Raw genomic sequence first — 18042 nt, 5'->3', positions numbered from 1 at the left:
TAAAGACCTGCCCCTCATGCCCCTTAGCCCAGCTATCTGATAACAATATCACCGCCAAAAACCCTCAATATCAGGCCGATATCGATGACCGCGATAATCGTCATAAAAATGTAACTTCCTCCAGGAATGAAGGCAGAGCCTATTAACATAGTTATCCAAGTTAGTATTAGCCCCATTCTCCATCGTGGATCGAGATCGTCTCGACCAAACCATAGCAAAACCCAAAATGTGGCGGAGGCAAAGATATACATCTCTCATCCCTCTAAGTGTTGCGTCCAACGGCTGGAAGTTGACCGGCGCGACCGGTCTAATCTACTTGTTGGATACTGTCCGTATTCAAGCAGATCTATTGCTTAATCTTGTAAATCCCCGTGAACCAGGTATGCCACATTTGCTCTGAAACTGTCCCGTCAGCGTCTTTCCCCTCGTTACATCCTTTAGCCATTACACTATTGGTGTTTGCATCAATAGTAGTAAACTCACTAGAATAATGGACAATATCTTGGAATTGTTTTTCGAGCCTATTGGCAGCGTACATAAGGACAACGCAAGCTAGAATTACAATAAATTTTCTATCGACCAAGATGACAATTGCCAAAACACATAAGGCTAAAAGTTTGAACCTACCGAATGGTGCTGGGAGTTCAATGCATCTTTGGACTGGCTGAAAAATAACGATTAACGCAACGAACCATCCGCCGACCACGGCTGCTATTCTCTTGTTCCAATTGATCGCCTTGATTGCTTTAGTGTGAAAAAGCCCCACTAAGCCCACAGTAAAAATAGCCATCAAAACCATGCCGATCGCATTAATCAAATCAGGTTGCATGTTCTTCCTTCTACTTGCCAAAGGAGCTTCCGGGTCAGGATCGAAATTCGGACGTTCCAACCCGCTCAAATGTCCAAAAGTCAGTCTCGCTTCCTCAGACCTCAGAAGAGGGAACTCAATGTTCCTTTTCCGTCCGATCATCATTCTTCTTCGTGTGTTGCATTCTGACCAACGTCACAAGGCTGACCTGCCAGCCCAGTCTTTTCGGGGTGGACTGGTCGTGCCGCAAGTTGGGCTCTTTCGATTCCGTAGTCGCAACCGAAACGACTGGTCTTCCTAAAAATAAGGGGATCGTTGCTGTTTTACATATCCCGTTCCTAACAGCGCAATGACCCTTTGACTATGTTCGGCAAGCCATCCGCTCGATGCGTGTTGTAAAAATGGAAATTTGAACCTATAGGATTCCGAGTTGTCAAAATCATAAAAGTCAACATACCAGCCACAGTATATAAGAGCTACTTTTGACTCGTCTTCAGACCATGCAAGACCAAAATCTATTTTTTCCGGGCCTCGCGCCTCTATGCCAGTATTTTGAGTTTCGATTCTCAGGATTTCTTCTGGAAATATTTTGAACTTTCTGACTGCGCTGATGGAAAGAGTTCCGCCAGACCAACCGAAACCTAGTTCTGACACATCATATTTCTTCGAAGGCGATTGAAATATTTCCTGAGGACGTAAACCCAGATCAGAGCAGACGTAAAATAAGGTTCTGTGACCAGTTAGCACATCCGCCAAGATCATGACCGCAAATGGCAAGAATATCCTCGTCGCGAACCACTTGAACTTTGCATTTTTCATTGTCTTTTGCAGATTCATTTTTTATTTGTACAACCACTTATTGGTCATCTTTTGTTAGGCAAAGTAGACATGGGGACGCCCATGTTTTTATGCGTTTCTTCCCGACACTATGGCAATTGGTAACGCATAATGTCATGGGCGTCCCCTTTCCCCCTGGGGATCGGGTCGTTACTCTTGCTCCATTTACTCCCTCTTGGCCGAGATATTTGTTCTGATCGTCTAAAGACCTGCCCCTCATGACCCCTCTTGCCTTATAGTAATCGTTCGACTACAATGTCAAAATGTACATTGTAAAAACTCTTCCCGAATTCGATGCCTGGCTTGATGGCATCAAAGACCGCACAACCCGGTTACGATTGGCGCGACGCCTCGACAAGGCCCAGCGGGGCAATCTTGGCGACGTAAAACCGGTTTGTCATGGCGTCTTCGAGATGCGTGAGTTTTTCGGCTCGGGTTGGCGAATGTACTACGTACAGCATGGCGATGTGCTTATCGTTATGCTCGGTGGTGGAGACAAGTCCACACAAACAACCGACATTGCCACCGCTTGCCAGCGGGCAGCTAAATTGGAGGAGTGACCATGCCTAAAAAAATCAACGTATCTGACCTGCCGGAATTCGACCTTGCTCGGCAGCTAACAAGCGAAGCTGACATTGCTGCGTACATCACCATGGTCATCGAAGATGGTGATGCAGCTGAGTTGGCACATGCCTTAGGAGTCGCCGCACGAGCACGCGGCATGGCTGAAATTGCTCAAGCTGCAGGGTTAACTCGGGAAGCACTCTACAAAGCCTTACGTCCCGGAGCTCATCCACGCTTCGACACAATCAGCAGAGTTTGCTCCGCCCTTGGAGTCCGCTTGGTTGCTCAACCTCGCCATTAATCCTCACGTATCTCACCATCCTCAGGCCAACGGTTGACGGGTGAGCGGCGGAGCAACCTTGCTCTCACAGTCTTTTAGTTCGCTCATATTGGCTCGCGCGTCCATCTCCACCCGTTCTGGTTGGATCGCGCCTTTTATGCCTCTCATCATAAGTAACTCAAGGAACTCAAGCACGTCCCCTCATGGCCCGCTCAAATGTCTAAAAGTCTGGCCTGGCCACACCTTGCCCCTCGCCTTCATAACCAGGTTGACAGAATAAATATAAATATTCGCTCAATTTCTTTTAGATATATACAACAAAGCACACCTGACAAAACCGATATCCACGAGCAACCGCTCAATGAGCCAAGAAATACCCCTATCAAGTATAAACCACATACTTCTAAAAAACTCACCTTGTAATAAAGGCTGCTCATATATACAAAAATAATTCCAAGAAACATGAAAAACATGCACCCGAAAACAAACGCATCTATCATGCTTTCTAAATACTCACTTTTACTGAATTCAGACCACTTTTTTCCTAACCACCCCCTGCTGTCATAGTATGTTTGCTCCTCGGCCTGACGCTTCAACGTATCGGCTACAAACCGAGCATGAGTATCGTTAAATTGCTTTAACTCCTCACGAGATTTAGGCGGTTCGGGTATTTTATCTATTGCCTTTGCAGCGGCTATTGTTGCTATTCTTACCAACGCTCTCCCAACAAAATCCATTATGCCTCCACTTCAAGAAAAATATTTGTGTTTGTTAGCGAGGGGTAATTAGTAGAAGCATGTGGCTTCAGGGGGGGGAGATTACCGCCAAATGCCATTTTCCTTTCGGAGCACCGGGGAGCACTGGGGTCTGGATCGACATTCGAACATCCGCTCAAATGCTCCAAAGTCTGGCCTGACCCTGCCTTTACCCGTTTTGGTTGAAACTAATCCATCCATAGAGCCTGCAATTCAACCACCTCCGAGCCCTGCTCTTCCCAAAGGTTCAATGCCCTTTTAATAAATCCGTGACCATAGCAATAAAAAAGCTCGTAAGTGTTAGAGCGAAGATACCGCCTAGGAAGCGAAAGACTCCATCTTGTAATCCATACTTCATAGGGTTGATTGTGACATCAATCATTCGAGCAAGCTCTTTCACCGAACCATACATCAGCCCTGGAATTCTTTTTGATACAACGCCACATGCTTTAACCTCAGCCTTAACAAGGCGAGCCCAAAAGCGACGTTACCAATGATCACCAACATCATATACGTCATTAGATCTCCTACCGCAAATCAGGCCCAAAACTTCAAATGCTCAAGTTGATTTCTCTGTCGGCCCGGGTCTTTCCTCAATTTGCAGTTTGTCCGCTTCTGCTATCCACCTTGCTTTTCGTACTGTTTCCCTGGTCTCGCGTTCATCCATCCAACGGGTCCAGCCTTGACCGGCGGCGTTAGCCGTCTGAGTCTAAGGTCGTTGTTGGGCTCTCCCTTCCGTCATCTGTAGTGGTAAAAGTAGCCTGTCCCCTTTTATCCTCTGGCCTGCCCCGCATCTCAACGCATTGCTCTACAGTTAAAATCTTATGAAATATATTGTTTACATATTTCCGTAAAGAATTCAGATTTTACTGAGCTTAACTTATCTCGCCATCTTTGCAGATCTTCTTGACGGGGTATGTGCTTATCAAAAATTAATTTTAACCGTACCTCTTGTTCAAGCTCAACTAACTGGTTAAGTATCTCAGATGTGGCTGTTGCTCCTATGAGTCTGAGCTTCGAAACTGCATACGCTTTGTGATCTCTTGCCTCTACAAACTTCTGATCTACATCATATAAAAAATTCCACCTCGCATTATCATCTTTGTCATTTAGATCAAGTTTGTGTTCATCGGCCTCAGATCTCATCCTTTGGATTCCATCAGCTGCTGAGATAAGTTTTGACAAAGCTTTAAAATATTCGTCAACATTGACTACAGATGCCTCTATAATATTAAGCTTCCTTTGTCTCAATTCTTTTATTGCTTCTTTCGAATGATTCAGTGAAGCAACACGATAGGTTGAAAGTCCACTTATAATGGCACCGAGACCAATTTTTACTGCGGTGTCCAGAATTCCTATCACATCAGTTGGCATTCCCTCTCCTTGCTATTCTAGTGATATTTTTTTTACGAAAAAGGGGGACACGTATAAGTTTATAAGTTCCGACACGTCCACCAGCAGGGTCCACGTATTCAGTGCAGTCCCTCAACTCATAAGTCCTCCCCCTACTCTCCTCTCCTTCTATTCTTACCCCTTTGGCAATGCCGCTTGCTTGTTCACCAAGGCGGCGAGATCGACTCCCGGCAACACCCGGCTCAACTGGCCCATCAAACCGTCGCCTGCATTTCCACCACCGGTGACGAGGACGTCGGGGACGATCTTGATCTTCCCTTCCTGGATGGCGGCAGCTACCAACTCGACGATCTTGATCTGCTTGATGGCTTCTTCGCCGATGGCTTCCTGCTGCTTGTTGTAGGCCTGGGCGGTGGCTTCACCGATGGCGGCGATCTTGGACGCCTCACCGTCGCCTATCGCCTTCAACCGCTTACCTTCACCGGCCCCTTCCAGCGCCTTGGACTCGGCGTTGCCTTCGGCGAGCGTGATCATCTCCGCTTTCTTCTGGGTGGCGACCTTCACGGCGATCTCGGAGGCTACCAGGGTCGGCTGCTGGTCGGCGGTGGCGCGCATCTTCTCCATCTCGGTCCGCTCCGCCTGGGACTTCTGCTCCATCTTGTACATCTCCTGCTGCTGCTCGGCGATGATCCTCTTGGTCTGGGTCTGCATCAGATCCTCGGGAAGCTTGATCTGGCAGATCAGCACGGATACGCACTCGACGTGATACTTCTCCAGGTCGACCCGGGCCCTGGACTCCGCCTTGGCCTGCTCTTCGGAACGGCTCTGCAGGAAGTTCATCGCGGAAGCGGTGGAAGCCTGGTTGCGGAAGGAGGAGTCGATCATCGGGTGGATGACGTGCTGGATGAGGTTGTCGATGGAGCCGACCTTCGCCACCATGTACGGCGCCTGGTCCGGACGGACGCGAATGACCACCTTGACGGAGACCTGGATCGGGAAGCCGTCCTTGGAGATGACGGTCAACTGGTCGAAACGGGTGTCTTCCTGGTCATCCCAGTCGATGGTGATGTTGGTGGTGTCGATGATGTACGCCATGAAGGCGCGACGGTTGAGGTAGTAGCGGCCCGGTCCGGCCACTTCCTCCTGAATGCCGCGGAATCCCTTCGGGACGACGTACTTCTCCTTCCCCTCTTCTTCGGAGGCGCCGGTTTGTGACGAGCCGAGACGCTTCTTCATTTCCTCGGTCGGGTCTTCCCCCACGTTGGAGACGATAACACCGACCTGTCCGCGCTCGACCACGGCAACATCGTCGATGGCGACGCTGAACATGAGCGGGTTGATGTAATAGGTTCCCGGGCGCAACACGTCCAGTTGCGGGCCGCGCTGCCCGTGTTTCAGCAGGAAGGCTGAACCGTCCTGGTAGTCGTTATGGCCGGTAATCGGCGAGGCGACGTATTCGCGCTCCGGCAGCGGAATGCCGTCCAGAGCGGTCACGAGACCGATCTTGTTCGCCTCGACCACCGCCGCCGGCGCGACCTGGATATTGAACAGGTTCAGGTTGATACGGTAGGTACCCGGGAGGAGCACGTCGATCTGCGGTCCTTTTTGCCCGCCGTTTTTGATGAAGGCCTCGCCGTTTTCGTAGTTGGAGTGCCCCGACACGCTCTGGGCGAGAAGGCGTCCCATGGGAATGGGTGCGCCGTCCTGGGCGGTGACCATGCCGACCTCCCCTTTCGCGATGATGACGGCCTCGGCCTTGGTCACCTTGAAAAGGTTCGGATGGATGCGGTAGACGCCCGGCGGCAGGATCTCGGTCTGAGGCCCCTTCTGTCCGCCGCTCACGATGAAATCCTGGCCGGACTGGAAGGAGTTGTGCCCGGAGACCACGGAAGCAAAGATGCGTCCCGCAGGGATGGCCGAGCCGTCGGCCGATTCCACCAGGCCGATCTCCCCGTCGCCGATCTTGGTTGCCGAGCTCTTGGTCACCTTGAAAAGGTACGGGTTGATGCGGTAGTTGCCGGGAGGGATGATCTCGATCTGCGGACCTTTCTGTCCGCCGTTGTTGATGAAGGCCTCGCCGTTTTGGAATGAGCTGTGCCCTTCCACTGCCTGGGCGAAAATCCTCCCCTCGGGTATGGCAACACCGTCCACCGACTCGACGATGCCGATCTCGAAATCCTTGATCTCGGTGACGTTCCCCTTGGTCAGCTTGAAGAGATACGGGTTGATGCGGTATTTGCCCGGAGGAAGCACCTCGATCTGAGGTCCCTTCTGCCCGCCGTTTCTGATGAAAGCTTCGCCGTCCTGGAAGGAATTGTGACCGGCAACGACCGCGGCGAAGATGCGTCCGGACGGTATCGATGTGCCATCCACCGATTCGATCAGGCCGATCTCGTTTTCCAGTATCTCGGTGAAGACGCTCTTCGTGGCCTTATAGATGAAAGGGATGAGGAAATGCAGTCCCGGTCCGAGGGTGCGGGCCTGGATCCCCACCTCGTTCCCGAGGGCCACGACCCGTCCCTGCGGCATCTTGCTGCCGAACCAGCGTCGCTCGATGAGGGCGATCTCGTTGCCGCCGACGACGACCACCGAGTTCCAGAGCAGAACTACGAGGGCGGTGAAGGCAACAAAGTAGAGATAATGATTACCAAGCCAGATGAAGAGATTTGCGGGGTCGGACACGGTGCCTCCTGGAGATGTTTCGCTGTTCGGACTAGGCTAAAATAAACTCATTAAAAAAGCCGCCAGTGCTGGTGAATAGCACTGGCGGCTGTGAACTGTGACAGACGGCCTCTTCCTATTGTCATGTTGACCTCTTAGCAGGATTCGGAGCGGAAGTCTTTATACGCTCTTTTTTACTTGGAGGTCAATGAGAACGAATCAACATGGGGGAAATCCTGATGGTGGTGGGGGGCTAAAAGGCAAATCCCCCCTGTTCCCCCTTCGCCAAGGCTACGGGGGACAGGCTCCCCCTTCGCAAAGGGGGGAACGCATGGGATCTCTTGCAGCGCTTCGCGGGTCACATGTGAGGGATTGTACCTGGAAGACAAAAGGCGCCCGTATTAGGTAAAAACTGGGCGCCTGGGGGGGACAAAGCAAAAGAGCCTTCCGGCGATAACCGGAAGGCTCTTTCTTTTATGGTGGCGGTGCAGGGATACGGAGACATCGCCACCAAAAACATAAGGCTCAGGAATCATAAACAAAAGCAGCATTCTTTTTGTAGCGAACGGGTAAGTTGTGTACCACCCAGTGTACCACTCTTCATCATAAACTGAACAGGAGCGACTACATTTTCAAAGCAAACTGCGCCATTCAACGCTCTCTAGCAGACCACCACTCCCTAGCCATCTTCTGACCTTCGGCAATCTGATTAGAAGACGCCAAATGTTGTACTGCATCAAAAACTTTTTGGGCTTCGGGTCCACCATTCGCCTTTGCAATCATCAACCACATTGCTGCTAGAACGTAATCGTGAGGGATTCCTTCACCTAACATATATGCACAGCCTAAGTATGTCTGAGCATCCACATCATCTTGTTCCGCTGCCTTATGAAACCATTTGACTGCCTCTACCTTATTTACCGGAACACCTGATCCATTATACAAGGCCTTTCCTAAGCGACATTGGCCGGTCGGTTCACCTTGTTCAGCTGCCTTGCGATACCATTTGGCAGCTTCTGTAAAATCAGTAGTCCCATCGAGGCCACTTTCGAAGACAAGCCCTAAAGCAGCCTCCGCAACGGCATATCCTTGATCAGCCGCTTTTCGATACAATTTGACTGCCTCAACTTTGTCTACCCTAACCCCATCCCCATTTAAGAACATGTCCCCGAGCAAGAACTGTGCTTTTGCGTGCCCTTGGTCAGCAGCTTTTCGATACCACGTAGCCGCCTCAACAGTATTTTTTGTGACTCCTGAACCGTTATACAGCATTCCACCAAGGGCATACTGACTGTCCACATCACCTTGGTCGGCAGACTTGCGATACCATTTCTCTGCTTCGACTAAATCTCGTGCCACACCCTTTCCTTGACTATACATATCTCCTAGTCTTTTCTGGGCCCGTGGTTGTCCTTGCTCGGCAGACACTCGGTACCATTTCGCAGCCTCAAATAGGTCACATGCCACACCTTTGCCGTAGTAATAGATGTCGCCAAGGTTATTCTGACCATGTTCATCACCTTGTTCCGCAGCTTTACGGAACCACATGGCTGCCTCAATCATGTTAGGGGTAACTCCATCCCCCTCATAATACGTAACGCCAAGCTCATTCTGAGCCGTAGCGTAACCCTGCTCAGCTGACTTACGACACCACTTAATCGCCTCAACGGTGTCTTTCGCGACTCCTTTACCCTCTTGAAACATTCTGCCCAACTGAAGCTGTGCTTGAGCGTCACCCGACTCTGCCGCACTTCGGAACCATTTGGCAGCTTCTACGAAATCTTTGGCGAAACCTTCACCGACATAGTACATCCTGCCAATGGAGTACTGGGCTTGCGCGAACCCTTGGTCTGCAGCCATCCGATACCACTTGACGGCTTCTACCAAATCCTTCGTTACCCCCTCACCTGTTGAATACATCCACCCTAAGGCCCATTGCCCCTTCGCTGCCCCTTGTTCGGCTGCTTTACGAGTCCATTTTGCAGTCTCTGCCCAGTCCTTGGTTACACCAATTGCTCGATAATAAAACCCCGCCATGAGCAACTGAGCGTCACTATCGCCTTGATCAGCAGCTTTTCGTATCCATTGTGCGGCCTCAACTGGATTTTCCTCCACACCTTCTCCATCCCGGAGCATTAAGCCTAAGTTATACTGTGCCAATATAGCTCCCTGCATGGCAGACTTACGGTAATACTTCGCCGCCTCAGGCAAATCCTTGGTTACTCCTTCTCCTGATTCGTACAACTTGCCTAAATAAAACTCGGCCCACATATCACCATCTATTGCTAAAGATTTGATCTGATTCAGGGCCTGTTTATCGCCAGTTTTGACCCGTTCACTCAATTCTGCTGCTTGCTCGGGAATCATGGTGGCCCAAGCAGTTGTGGACAACCACAGTACGAGGGCAATACTGAGGAATTTAGACGTAGGCATCACTTGCCTCCTGCTATCAACGATTAAGAAACGGCCATAAACTACCTTAAACATAAACTATTGACAAAAAAGCTCAATCTGTAGATAACTGCCTTGCCTATTCCATGGTCGCGAGAGGATAGGGAATACTTCTGAAAAACGGAGCACTTTGCTGATGTGATGCTTGCGCAACTTCCGTTAGTGAGGATGTACCGACCACCAGTCTTTAGCCATTTTTTGGGCATCAGCAATCTGTACCGGAGTCGCGTCGTTCTTAAGATTATCTAAATTATCCGCGGCAATGCTATCTCCATTTGCCTGGGCTATAATCCACCACATCGCAGCCAAAGTATAGTTCTGAGGTATGCCCTTACCTTTGGCGTACATCGTGCCTAAGTTGGTCTGAGCGCTTACGAATCCTTGCTCGGCTGCCATACGGTACCACTTAGCTGCTTCAGCCTTGTCTACGGGCACTCCGTTCCCTCTATCGAGCATCACCGCCAAATTGTATTGGCCGGAGGCCCACCCTTGTTCTGCTGCCTTACGATACCATTTAGCGGCCTCAGGCTTGTCCTGAACTTCGCCCTCACCGCTTTCGTACATAACGCCAACATTGTTCTGCGCACTGGCCAAACCTTGATCTGCCGCTTTTCGATACCATTTAGCAGCCTCAATTTTATCTTTGGGCACGCCCTTACCAAACGAATACATGAAACCAATATTATACTGAGCCCTTCCTAAGCCTTGCTCTGCAGCCTTTCGGTACCATTTTAGAGCCTCCGCCATATCCTGAGTCACCAGCACCCCGTACTCGTTCACCACGCCATAGTAAAATTGCCCTTGAGCATCACCTTCTGCAGCCGCCCTTTTAAGTTGTTGTAACGCCTGACGATCTCCCTTGGAAACACGTATAGCTAACTCGTCGGCGGCCTGGGGTGTCAGGGTGGCCCAGATGTTGTCAGGCATATACAGGCAAGTGAATAAAAGAACCGCGGCTAAACGTCGGTAAATGTCCATATATACTCTCCCATAGAAAATTATTAAACGACTCTGTCGTAGTTATATGGCAATCTTGCACACTTTTATCATTAGCCCGGGTCAATTTGCAAGTAAAAACGTTCACATAGCGCAGGCTATAGTAAGTACTAGTGCTTATAGTTTGATTATGTTATTAAGGTACATCTCATACAAAGGGAGGTGGCATTGGTATGTCTTCTAACTCAATAGGGCCCGCAATAATCATTGCGTTCGTGTTATGGTTTCTCTTTTCGACATGGAAAAACCGAGCCAGTAGTGCTAATGGGCTTGTAGCAGAGATAGAGCGGGCAACAGATGAAATTGGCGAATTGAGAAAAAAAGTGATTGTGGTGGCAGGCGGGAATATACCTGGACGGGAGGTTAAAGCAATTCTTGGGCATATCACCGGCACCTCCAGCATTGGAGCTACCAATGATGAAGAGGCGGAAGCCGCTGAGATCCTAGCTATGATCGATCTTATGAGAAGGGCACATGCTATGGGAGCTAACGCCATTCTCGATGCACGTTTGACGACCAGCACCCACGAGCAAGACGGTAGCGGGTGGATGGTCAGCAAAGCGTATTACACAGGTACGGCCGTTGTTACCATTTAGAATAAATGACCGGGGGATGTGTGACCTAGGAGAATAGCTGCTAAGCAAAAGAGCCTCTCGGTGATAACCGGGAGGCTCTTTTTTTATGGTGGCGGTGCAGGGACTTGAACCCCGGACAACACGGATATGAGCCGTGTGCTCTAACCAGCTGAGCTACACCGCCAAGCTCTTTATGTAATGATCTCAGACACCTGTCACGTTTCAGGAGTCGCTTTGTGCCGCGTCAGGAGATACTCTTTATAGTCTAGGGCGCCTTCATTGTCAACAAAAAACTCTGCTAAAAGTTTTTCATCTCATACAACGGCAGTGGAGTATGCCGATATTCACAACCACAACACATAATACCTGTGTCGTGACGACGGCTAGAGGAATTATTCGCCCCCGCGTGCGCTAACAGATTACTTTGTCTTGAAAGCCTGCAGCTCTTTTTCGTTATTTTCCTTAGAAAGCTGTGGATTCGTCTTGAACTCGGCAATCTTTTTTTGCAGCCACCCGCAGTAATTCTCCTGCACGAGTCTAAAGGAGCGCTCTGCACCGCCACGCTTGGTGAAGTGGTGCAGAGAGTTCTCTTCGCCGGAAAAAATGAGTGGGGTCTTTGCCTGCGTTTTCCTGTCTTGAAACATGCTCCCGATCGTAATGGCCGACCATGGCGTTTCGCTGGAGGATATGATGCGGGTAGTCGCAGCAAGTGCCACGTTGTAAAGCCAGAGAGGGTGACTGGTACCTATATAAAGCCGACGAAAATCGCTAACAAGAACGTAGTCGGCGTCTTCAGGGATGTTCGCCCCCTGCGTGACAGTCATGCCGGCCTGGGTGAGGCACTTAGCGGTACTCTCCTGAAGCACGTCTGCAGCCCGGTTCGTCGACATGTAGCGGGTCTCGGCATAACCAGATTCTGTCGCATACTTGCCGTCGGTTGTGCCAGTTTGGGAGTTATCCCGAATCGGCAGCAGATGCGCCTTGCCCTCAAGCCGCGCCTGAGGCTTCAGGTCATCGGAAATGGTCGGCAGAGTCGTCGTGATCGTACAGCCAGACATAAAGATGGTCCCAAAAGCCAGTACTCCAACCAGAAAACGTGAAAAAAACATAACAAGTCCCGTTGATATCCAGTGTAGTTAGTCATTACCCAAAAACGTACGGCACACAGCGCCTCTGGCGAAGACTGCGCCCAAAACAAAACAGCACCCCGCGTTATAGGTGCTGTTTTATGTGACTATGCCAGCTAACTTACTTCTTTGTCTTTGAAGCTGCTGCCTTAGGTGCCTTGACGGTCTTTGTTGACGCCTTGGCGGGTTTTACCGCTTTGGCTGCTTTTACAGGTTTGGCTACCGTCTCTTTCTTCGCCTCGATGTTGGCCATGCGCACTTCCCTCGCCTTGGCAAGGTTGTCGGCCAGACCGCGGTCCTGCGCCATCTTGCGGCGGGACTCGGAATAGCTCTTCGCGGACAGGGCCTGTTTGCTCGGAATGCCGAACTGCTTCTTGTAGGCACCAGGCTTCATGCCGTGCGCAGTGCTCAGGTGACGCGCAAGGGTCTTGAACCCGCCTTTGCCGCAAACAAGGCAGACCACCTCGTTCTTTTTGAAGGCTTCTTTGATGGAGAGTGAAGCTTTTGGTTCTTCGACGCCTTCCACGCCCTGCCCTGCCTCAAGGTTCTTCAGTGCAGCGTGAACTTTGGCTATTTCCGCGAGAAGCTCGTCCGATGTCATCGGCGTGCTGGAGGCATGCGATGCAACGAGTTGTGCAGCTATTTCTACCAAGGTCGCCATTTACCACCCTCCTTCAAAGTTATAGTTAGGTGATTAATAGCAGAGACGGAGATATTGTCAATAATAAAGTAAAAATAACGTTGTTGGACTGAGTATACGGGAGGACAAAAAGAATCGAACTTCATCGCGTAAGAAATCGACTTTAAATGATGAGGTACGCAAACCCGGGAAGTGCATTTGTCGAGCTGGCAGAATCATGCAGCAGCTCCGGCGCCGGCAAAGAACAGCGAGAAAGAAAGTGTATCTCACAGATGTGCATAGAATGCAGCTCTTCCGGCACCTAAAAGAGCGGCTTTTTCATTCAGTATGACGTGCACCGGAATAGACTGCACCAGGGGACTCAGCCTGCCTTTTGCCGCGAAAGAAAGCATGAACGCTGGTCCTTTTAGCAGATCCAGTATCTTTGGTGCGATCCCTCCGCCAAGGTAGACGCCGCCTGTGGCGAGAAACCTGAGGGCGGCGTTACCCGCCTCGGCTCCGTAGACGGATATGAAGACCTCGAGGGCCTTCGCGCACATGGGGCAGCGGGATTCAAGGGCCGCCTTCGTAATGACCGCGGGTGGATCGCCCACCGTCATCGCGGCGGCGATGGATTCCTGTTCGGGGAAGTAATGTTTGTCGCGCAGGAAACGATAGATGTCCAGGAGCCCTGGGCCGGACAACACACGCTCGTAACTGACCCGGCCGTGCTTCGTCTGCAGGTAAAGGAGGAGTTCCGCTTCCAGCTCGTTGCGTGCCGCGAAATCGGCGTGTCCGGCTTCGCTGGGAAGCGGGTGATGGATACCTCCGGCGAAGTAGGCGAGCGACTCGCCAAGGCCGGTCCCAGCGGAGACGACGGCTATGGTGCCGGAAGGGTTGGCGACGCCTTGGTTGAGAGTGTAAAGATCCTGCTGTTTCAGCGACGCGATTCCGTAGGTGTTCGCCTCGAGGTCGTTGATAAGCATCACGCTTGGGAGTTCCATGGCCGCAGCGAGTTCATCGCTCTCGATGGTCCAGGGGAGGTTCGGTGTGCGTACCCGGCCCTCGATGATGGGACCGGCGATACCGAAGCAGGCGCGCTCCGCGCTGATGTGATGCTGCGAGGCGAAGTGACGCACGATATCTATGAGGCTGCCGTGGGCGGCGCTTTTGTACTGCGCCTCGGCAAGTGTGGTGAGTCCGGCGGGATCGGCCTGAAAATAGGCAATACGGGTCGAGGTTCCCCCCACGTCTCCTGCGAGAATGAGCATATGACCTCCCGTTAAAGGCTGTGCTGTGGCTGCGTTGGCGGTTCTACCCACTCACAAAGCAAATCCCCCCTGTTCCCCCTTCGCAAAGGGGGGAACGTTAGGGCTCGTGCAGCGCTTCGTGATTAGCAGCACCCTCTGTTCAAGAATGCCCCAAAAGAGCTTCCTAAGGGTGGGAGGAGAACTTGTACATTCCCATGACTATTTGGAAATCGCCTCCGCGGCAAGGACGGTTTTGACTATCTCAGCGCTGATCGTGTCTAGGGCGCGGCTTGTCGCGTCTGCTACGGCGTCGTAACCGGAGCCGGTCGTTTTTTCGCGGACCACGGCGCGCCCTACCCTGCTGTCACTCCCCCTGCGCACACTCCAGGTGGCCTCGATGGTGACGGCTTCGCCCTGGACGGCTTCCAACCTGAGGATATCGACAGGCACTCCGTACTTCACATCCACACCTGCACCTTGGCCGTAGGCAAACACACGGTTCGAACCGAGCCTGCGCCCTATGTCCTGCGATAAAAGCCGCGGGATCTCCTCTTTCAGCGGTTCGGCCCAGCGGTGCGATTCCAGAATGGCAACCCGGTTCGGAGCGACGCGCACGACGAGCTGGGGACGATCCAGAAGTTCCGGCAGCGTGACCGGTCCTACCCTTACCGACAAGGCCTGCGCGGACGACGCTTCCACCTCCGGAACCGCTGCCGGAGTCAGGGTGTAGAAGGTGACTCCGGGAGACCTGACGCATCCTGCACTCAGGAGAAATAATCCAAACAAGACCGGGAGTACGGAGACGGTGCGCATGGCTATTTTTCCTCCTTTTTGCCGCGTATCAGGGATTCGGGGTGCTGTTCGAGGTAATCCCCGAGAACCCGCAGCGAACGGGCCGCACGCGAGACCTCGCGCATGGTGTCACGCAGGTCGACCTGCACGGGTGCGTCGGCGCTCAGGACCCCGCTGGCGCCGCCCAAAGTAGACCGCGCTTCGGAAAGCGTCTTTCTCACGTCCTCGAGCGTCGTCTTCGTCTCGGTGAGCACGGTTTTCGCCTCGGGCACCAGGGACTTGTCCATGTTCTGCAGCAACCGGTCGGCGCTCTTCAAGGTATCGTCGAGGGAGCGCATGGTCTGTCCCGCATCTCCGGCCAGTTTCTCCAGCGGCAGTTTCTCGATCCGCTGCACGATCTCGATGAGGTTCTTCTGCAGCTTCTCCATGGAACCGGGCACGGTCGGGAAACGCGGCGGCGAGGTGCTCCAGTTGATGCGGCCGGCACGGGCATCGGGCACGAAGTCGAGCGCCACGTAGAGCTGGCCGGTCAGCAGGCTCCCGCTTTTGATCTGCGCGCGGAAGCCATGCGCCACCAGGTCGTCGAGAAGCCTGTGTGCCTCGGCGGTGCCGGGTTGGGGCATGTTACCGCCGCTGTCCTTGCGGAACTGGGTCTGCAGGTGCTCAGGGTAGAGTTGGATCTCGACCGGGACGGAGAAATCCTTGCGGTTGCGGTCGAGCACCACATTGATATTGGTGACCTCGCCCACGGTGACGCCGCGCAGGTCCACGGGAGCACCGACGGCAAGACCGCGCACCGACTCGCGGAACTCGAGGATGAATTTTTCGGAGGCAGCGGAGTTCTTGATGGCCTCGTCGCGGGTACCGTAAAGGGTGTACGCGGTGTCCGCGGGAGCGGCGACGGCGCCGGAGACCGACTCATCGAAGGAGATGCCGCCCAAAAGAACGGCAAGCATCGATTCGGTGTTCAGCTTCACGCCGCCTGGAGTGACGGTCAAGTCAACGCCGCTTGCCTGCCAGAAAAAGGTGCTCGTGGTGACAAAGCGGTCGTACGGCGACTTGATGAAGACTCGGACGGTGACGGCTTTGCCATCGCGGTCGAGATCGGTGGTGATGACCTGCCCCACCTGCATGCGGCGGAAAAACACCGGTGAGCCGGTGTAGAGCGAGCCTACATCGTCGGTGTGCAGCACGAACTGACGCCCGGGGACATCCATGGAAACAGCGGGGGGAGACTCGAGGCCGATGAAACTGTCGCCGAGTTCCTTCGAAGTCCCCGCCTCGACCCCGATATAGGAGCCGCCAAGGAGCGTAGTGAGGCCGGAAACGTTTCCGCCGGAGATGCGCGCGCGCACCACCCAGAAACGGGTATCTTTCACCATGAGACCCTTGGCGTCCTTGGTGACTTCCGCGGTAACCACGACATGGGTGCGGTCGTCGGAGATGGCGATCGATTTCACCTCGCCGATCATGACGTCCTTGTACTTGAGCTTGGTCTTGCCCGCCTCGAGCCCCTCCCCTGTCTTGAAGGAGATGGTAATGGTCTCGCCGCGGTCCACCCACGCCTTGGCTGCGATGGAAAGACCGATGATGGCGGCAATTATGGGGATGATCCAGACGAGCTGGATCGAGAAGCGCCGCTTCGGCTCGCTTACCGCCTCGGGAAGGTCCTGTATCTCTTGTCTGTCCGATGGTTCAGTCATGGAATTCCTCTTTCTGCAACGGGTCCCAGATCAGGCGCGGGTCGAACTCCATGGTGGCGAGCATGGTGAGGACGACCACCGCGCCGAAGGCGATCGCGGCTGGGCCGGCCTTCACTATCGCCAGGGAGCCCAGTTGTACGAGCGCCGCGAGCAGGGTAACTACGTAGATATCCAGCATGGACCAGCGCCCCACCGCTTCCACCAACCGGTAAAGCCGGGTGCGCTGCTGCGGGTGCCAGGTCGATTTACGCTGCACGGAGATGAGCAGCAGGGTCAGGGAAAAGAGCTTTAAAAGCGGTATCGCCACACTGGCCACGAAGACGATGACGGCGATCATCCAGGACCCGGTCCTCCAAAGATGCACCACACCGCTCACGATGGTGTCCTTGCGGTAACTGATCAGGGAGCCGGTCTCCATCATGACCAGCATGTTGGCCGGTACGTAGAGTATGTAGGACGCGATGACGAGCGCCCAGCAGCGCTGCACGCTGCCAGGTCTGCGCAAATGGAGGCGGGCGCCGCAGCGCGGGCAGTACTGCGCGCGCGAAGTGCCGGTGCTCCGGGAGACCAGCTGACAGACATGACAGGAGCAAAGCCCACGGCCGGCCGCGATGGGGGAGTCGGCGGCGCTCACTTTGACTCCAGATCCCGTCGCTTCCCGTCGAGCTGGGCCCAGACGTCGCGCGCGTTGAAGGCGGTGGCCGCTGCGGCAAGCAGCAGTGTCAATACCGCGAAGGACCACAAAGCCATCCCCGGGATGACGCGGAAGTTGTTGGTGAGTTTCACCAGGGAAACCAGCACCCCGAGCATCAACACCTCCACCATCCCCCACGGCTCGATGCACTGCAGGGTGCGCATGAAAAGCGGATACCTCGGGGGCACCTTGCCGAGTTTTAAAGGCAGGAGCAGATAGGTGAGCGAGGCGAGCTCAAGCGCAGGAATCAGAATGGCAGTGATCAGGACAAGAGTGGAGACGCTCCTCATCCCCTGATCCCAAAGGGAGAGCACCGCGCCGAAGAGGGTGATGGCACTGCGGTCCCCCTGCACCTCGATGGCGAATATGGGAAAGAGGTTCGCGCCCAGAAAAACCATGCATGCCGCCAGGGTATAGGCGAGGGTGCGGTCGACGCTGTCGGTGGCGTTACGGTACAGCACGGCGCCGCAACGACGGCAGCTCGCATAGCAGCCGGGGTTCAGCTGGATGTCGCGCTGCAACAGGTCGCACTCGTGACAGGCGATTAGTTGTGGGGTTCGATCGGTCATCGGGGAGA

At 53.3% G+C, this 18042-nt stretch carries 17 protein-coding genes and 1 tRNA gene; 3 read left to right on the top strand and 15 right to left on the bottom strand.

Going from position 1 to position 18042, the window contains the following annotated elements:
• Nucleotides 1-346: 346 nt before the first annotated feature.
• Both E4633_RS08910 and E4633_RS08905 read right to left on the bottom strand, forming a co-directional pair.
• The gene (locus E4633_RS08910; protein ID WP_135869897.1) at nt 347-970 is read right to left on the bottom strand and encodes a hypothetical protein; all 624 of its coding nucleotides are present in this window, start codon (nt 968-970) and stop codon (nt 347-349) included.
• Nucleotides 971-1105: 135 nt separating this feature from the next.
• Nucleotides 1106-1585, bottom strand: a complete 480-nt coding sequence (locus E4633_RS08905) for a hypothetical protein (protein WP_135869896.1) — start codon at nt 1583-1585, stop codon at nt 1106-1108.
• A 323-nt stretch (nt 1586-1908) separates the two neighbouring features.
• On the opposite strand from E4633_RS08905, the gene E4633_RS08900 reads away from it, so the two are divergent.
• Both E4633_RS08900 and E4633_RS08895 read left to right on the top strand, forming a co-directional pair.
• On the top strand, nt 1909-2205 hold the full coding sequence (locus tag E4633_RS08900) for a type II toxin-antitoxin system RelE/ParE family toxin (protein WP_135869895.1): 297 nt from the start codon (nt 1909-1911) through the stop codon (nt 2203-2205).
• Nucleotides 2206-2207: 2 nt separating this feature from the next.
• Entirely contained in the window at nt 2208-2510 is a 303-nt protein-coding gene (locus tag E4633_RS08895) for an addiction module antidote protein (RefSeq protein ID WP_198419414.1), read from the top strand.
• Between the two features lie 236 nt (nt 2511-2746).
• Here E4633_RS08895 and E4633_RS08890 read toward each other — a convergent pair whose 3' ends face one another.
• The 5 genes from E4633_RS08890 to E4633_RS08870 all read right to left on the bottom strand — a co-directional run bounded on the left by E4633_RS08890 (nt 2747) and on the right by E4633_RS08870 (nt 10687).
• The gene (locus E4633_RS08890) at nt 2747-3226 is read right to left on the bottom strand and encodes a hypothetical protein (protein WP_135869893.1); all 480 of its coding nucleotides are present in this window, start codon (nt 3224-3226) and stop codon (nt 2747-2749) included.
• An 840-nt stretch (nt 3227-4066) separates the two neighbouring features.
• On the bottom strand, nt 4067-4618 hold the full coding sequence (locus tag E4633_RS08885; RefSeq protein WP_135869892.1) for a hypothetical protein: 552 nt from the start codon (nt 4616-4618) through the stop codon (nt 4067-4069).
• 153 nt (nt 4619-4771) lie between these two features.
• Complete coding sequence (locus E4633_RS08880; protein WP_246037989.1) at nt 4772-7279, bottom strand: SPFH domain-containing protein; 2508 nt, start codon at nt 7277-7279, stop codon at nt 4772-4774.
• 630 nt (nt 7280-7909) lie between these two features.
• Nucleotides 7910-9691, bottom strand: coding sequence for a tetratricopeptide repeat protein (locus E4633_RS08875; protein WP_162604967.1), 1782 nt, complete (start codon nt 9689-9691; stop codon nt 7910-7912).
• 177 nt (nt 9692-9868) lie between these two features.
• Entirely contained in the window at nt 9869-10687 is an 819-nt protein-coding gene (locus E4633_RS08870; protein ID WP_135869890.1) for a tetratricopeptide repeat protein, read from the bottom strand.
• A gap of 191 nt (nt 10688-10878) precedes the next feature.
• On the opposite strand from E4633_RS08870, the gene E4633_RS08865 reads away from it, so the two are divergent.
• The gene (locus E4633_RS08865) at nt 10879-11301 is read left to right on the top strand and encodes a heavy metal-binding domain-containing protein (RefSeq protein ID WP_135869889.1); all 423 of its coding nucleotides are present in this window, start codon (nt 10879-10881) and stop codon (nt 11299-11301) included.
• 86 nt (nt 11302-11387) lie between these two features.
• On the opposite strand, the gene E4633_RS08860 is transcribed toward E4633_RS08865, so the two are convergent.
• The 8 genes from E4633_RS08860 to E4633_RS08825 form a co-directional block, all read right to left on the bottom strand.
• A tRNA-Met gene (locus E4633_RS08860) sits at nt 11388-11464 on the bottom strand.
• A gap of 235 nt (nt 11465-11699) precedes the next feature.
• Complete coding sequence (locus E4633_RS08855; protein ID WP_135869888.1) at nt 11700-12389, bottom strand: hypothetical protein; 690 nt, start codon at nt 12387-12389, stop codon at nt 11700-11702.
• A gap of 139 nt (nt 12390-12528) precedes the next feature.
• Nucleotides 12529-13068, bottom strand: a complete 540-nt coding sequence (locus E4633_RS08850) for a MucR family transcriptional regulator (protein WP_135869887.1) — start codon at nt 13066-13068, stop codon at nt 12529-12531.
• Between the two features lie 245 nt (nt 13069-13313).
• Entirely contained in the window at nt 13314-14297 is a 984-nt protein-coding gene (glk, locus tag E4633_RS08845; protein WP_135869886.1) for a glucokinase, read from the bottom strand.
• Between the two features lie 198 nt (nt 14298-14495).
• Nucleotides 14496-15089: a PqiC family protein gene (locus tag E4633_RS08840; protein WP_135869885.1), complete on the bottom strand. Its 594-nt coding sequence runs from the start codon at nt 15087-15089 to the stop codon at nt 14496-14498.
• Nucleotides 15090-15091: 2 nt separating this feature from the next.
• A complete protein-coding gene (locus E4633_RS08835; RefSeq protein WP_135869884.1) occupies nt 15092-16771 on the bottom strand; it encodes a PqiB family protein in 1680 nt (559 codons plus the stop codon).
• Nucleotides 16764-17405 (bottom strand): paraquat-inducible protein A, encoded by a 642-nt coding sequence (locus E4633_RS08830; protein WP_135869883.1) that lies wholly within the window; start codon nt 17403-17405, stop codon nt 16764-16766. Before E4633_RS08830 ends, E4633_RS08835 begins: the two co-directional genes overlap by 8 nt.
• Nucleotides 17402-18034 (bottom strand): paraquat-inducible protein A, encoded by a 633-nt coding sequence (locus E4633_RS08825; RefSeq protein WP_135869882.1) that lies wholly within the window; start codon nt 18032-18034, stop codon nt 17402-17404. The genes E4633_RS08830 and E4633_RS08825 overlap by 4 nt, the downstream gene beginning before the upstream one ends.
• Nucleotides 18035-18042: the final 8 nt, after the last annotated feature.

Source organism: Geomonas terrae, assembly GCF_004791675.1.
GTDB lineage: Bacteria > Desulfobacterota > Desulfuromonadia > Geobacterales > Geobacteraceae > Geomonas > Geomonas edaphica.
This window is presented reverse-complemented; position numbering and strand designations above follow the sequence as displayed.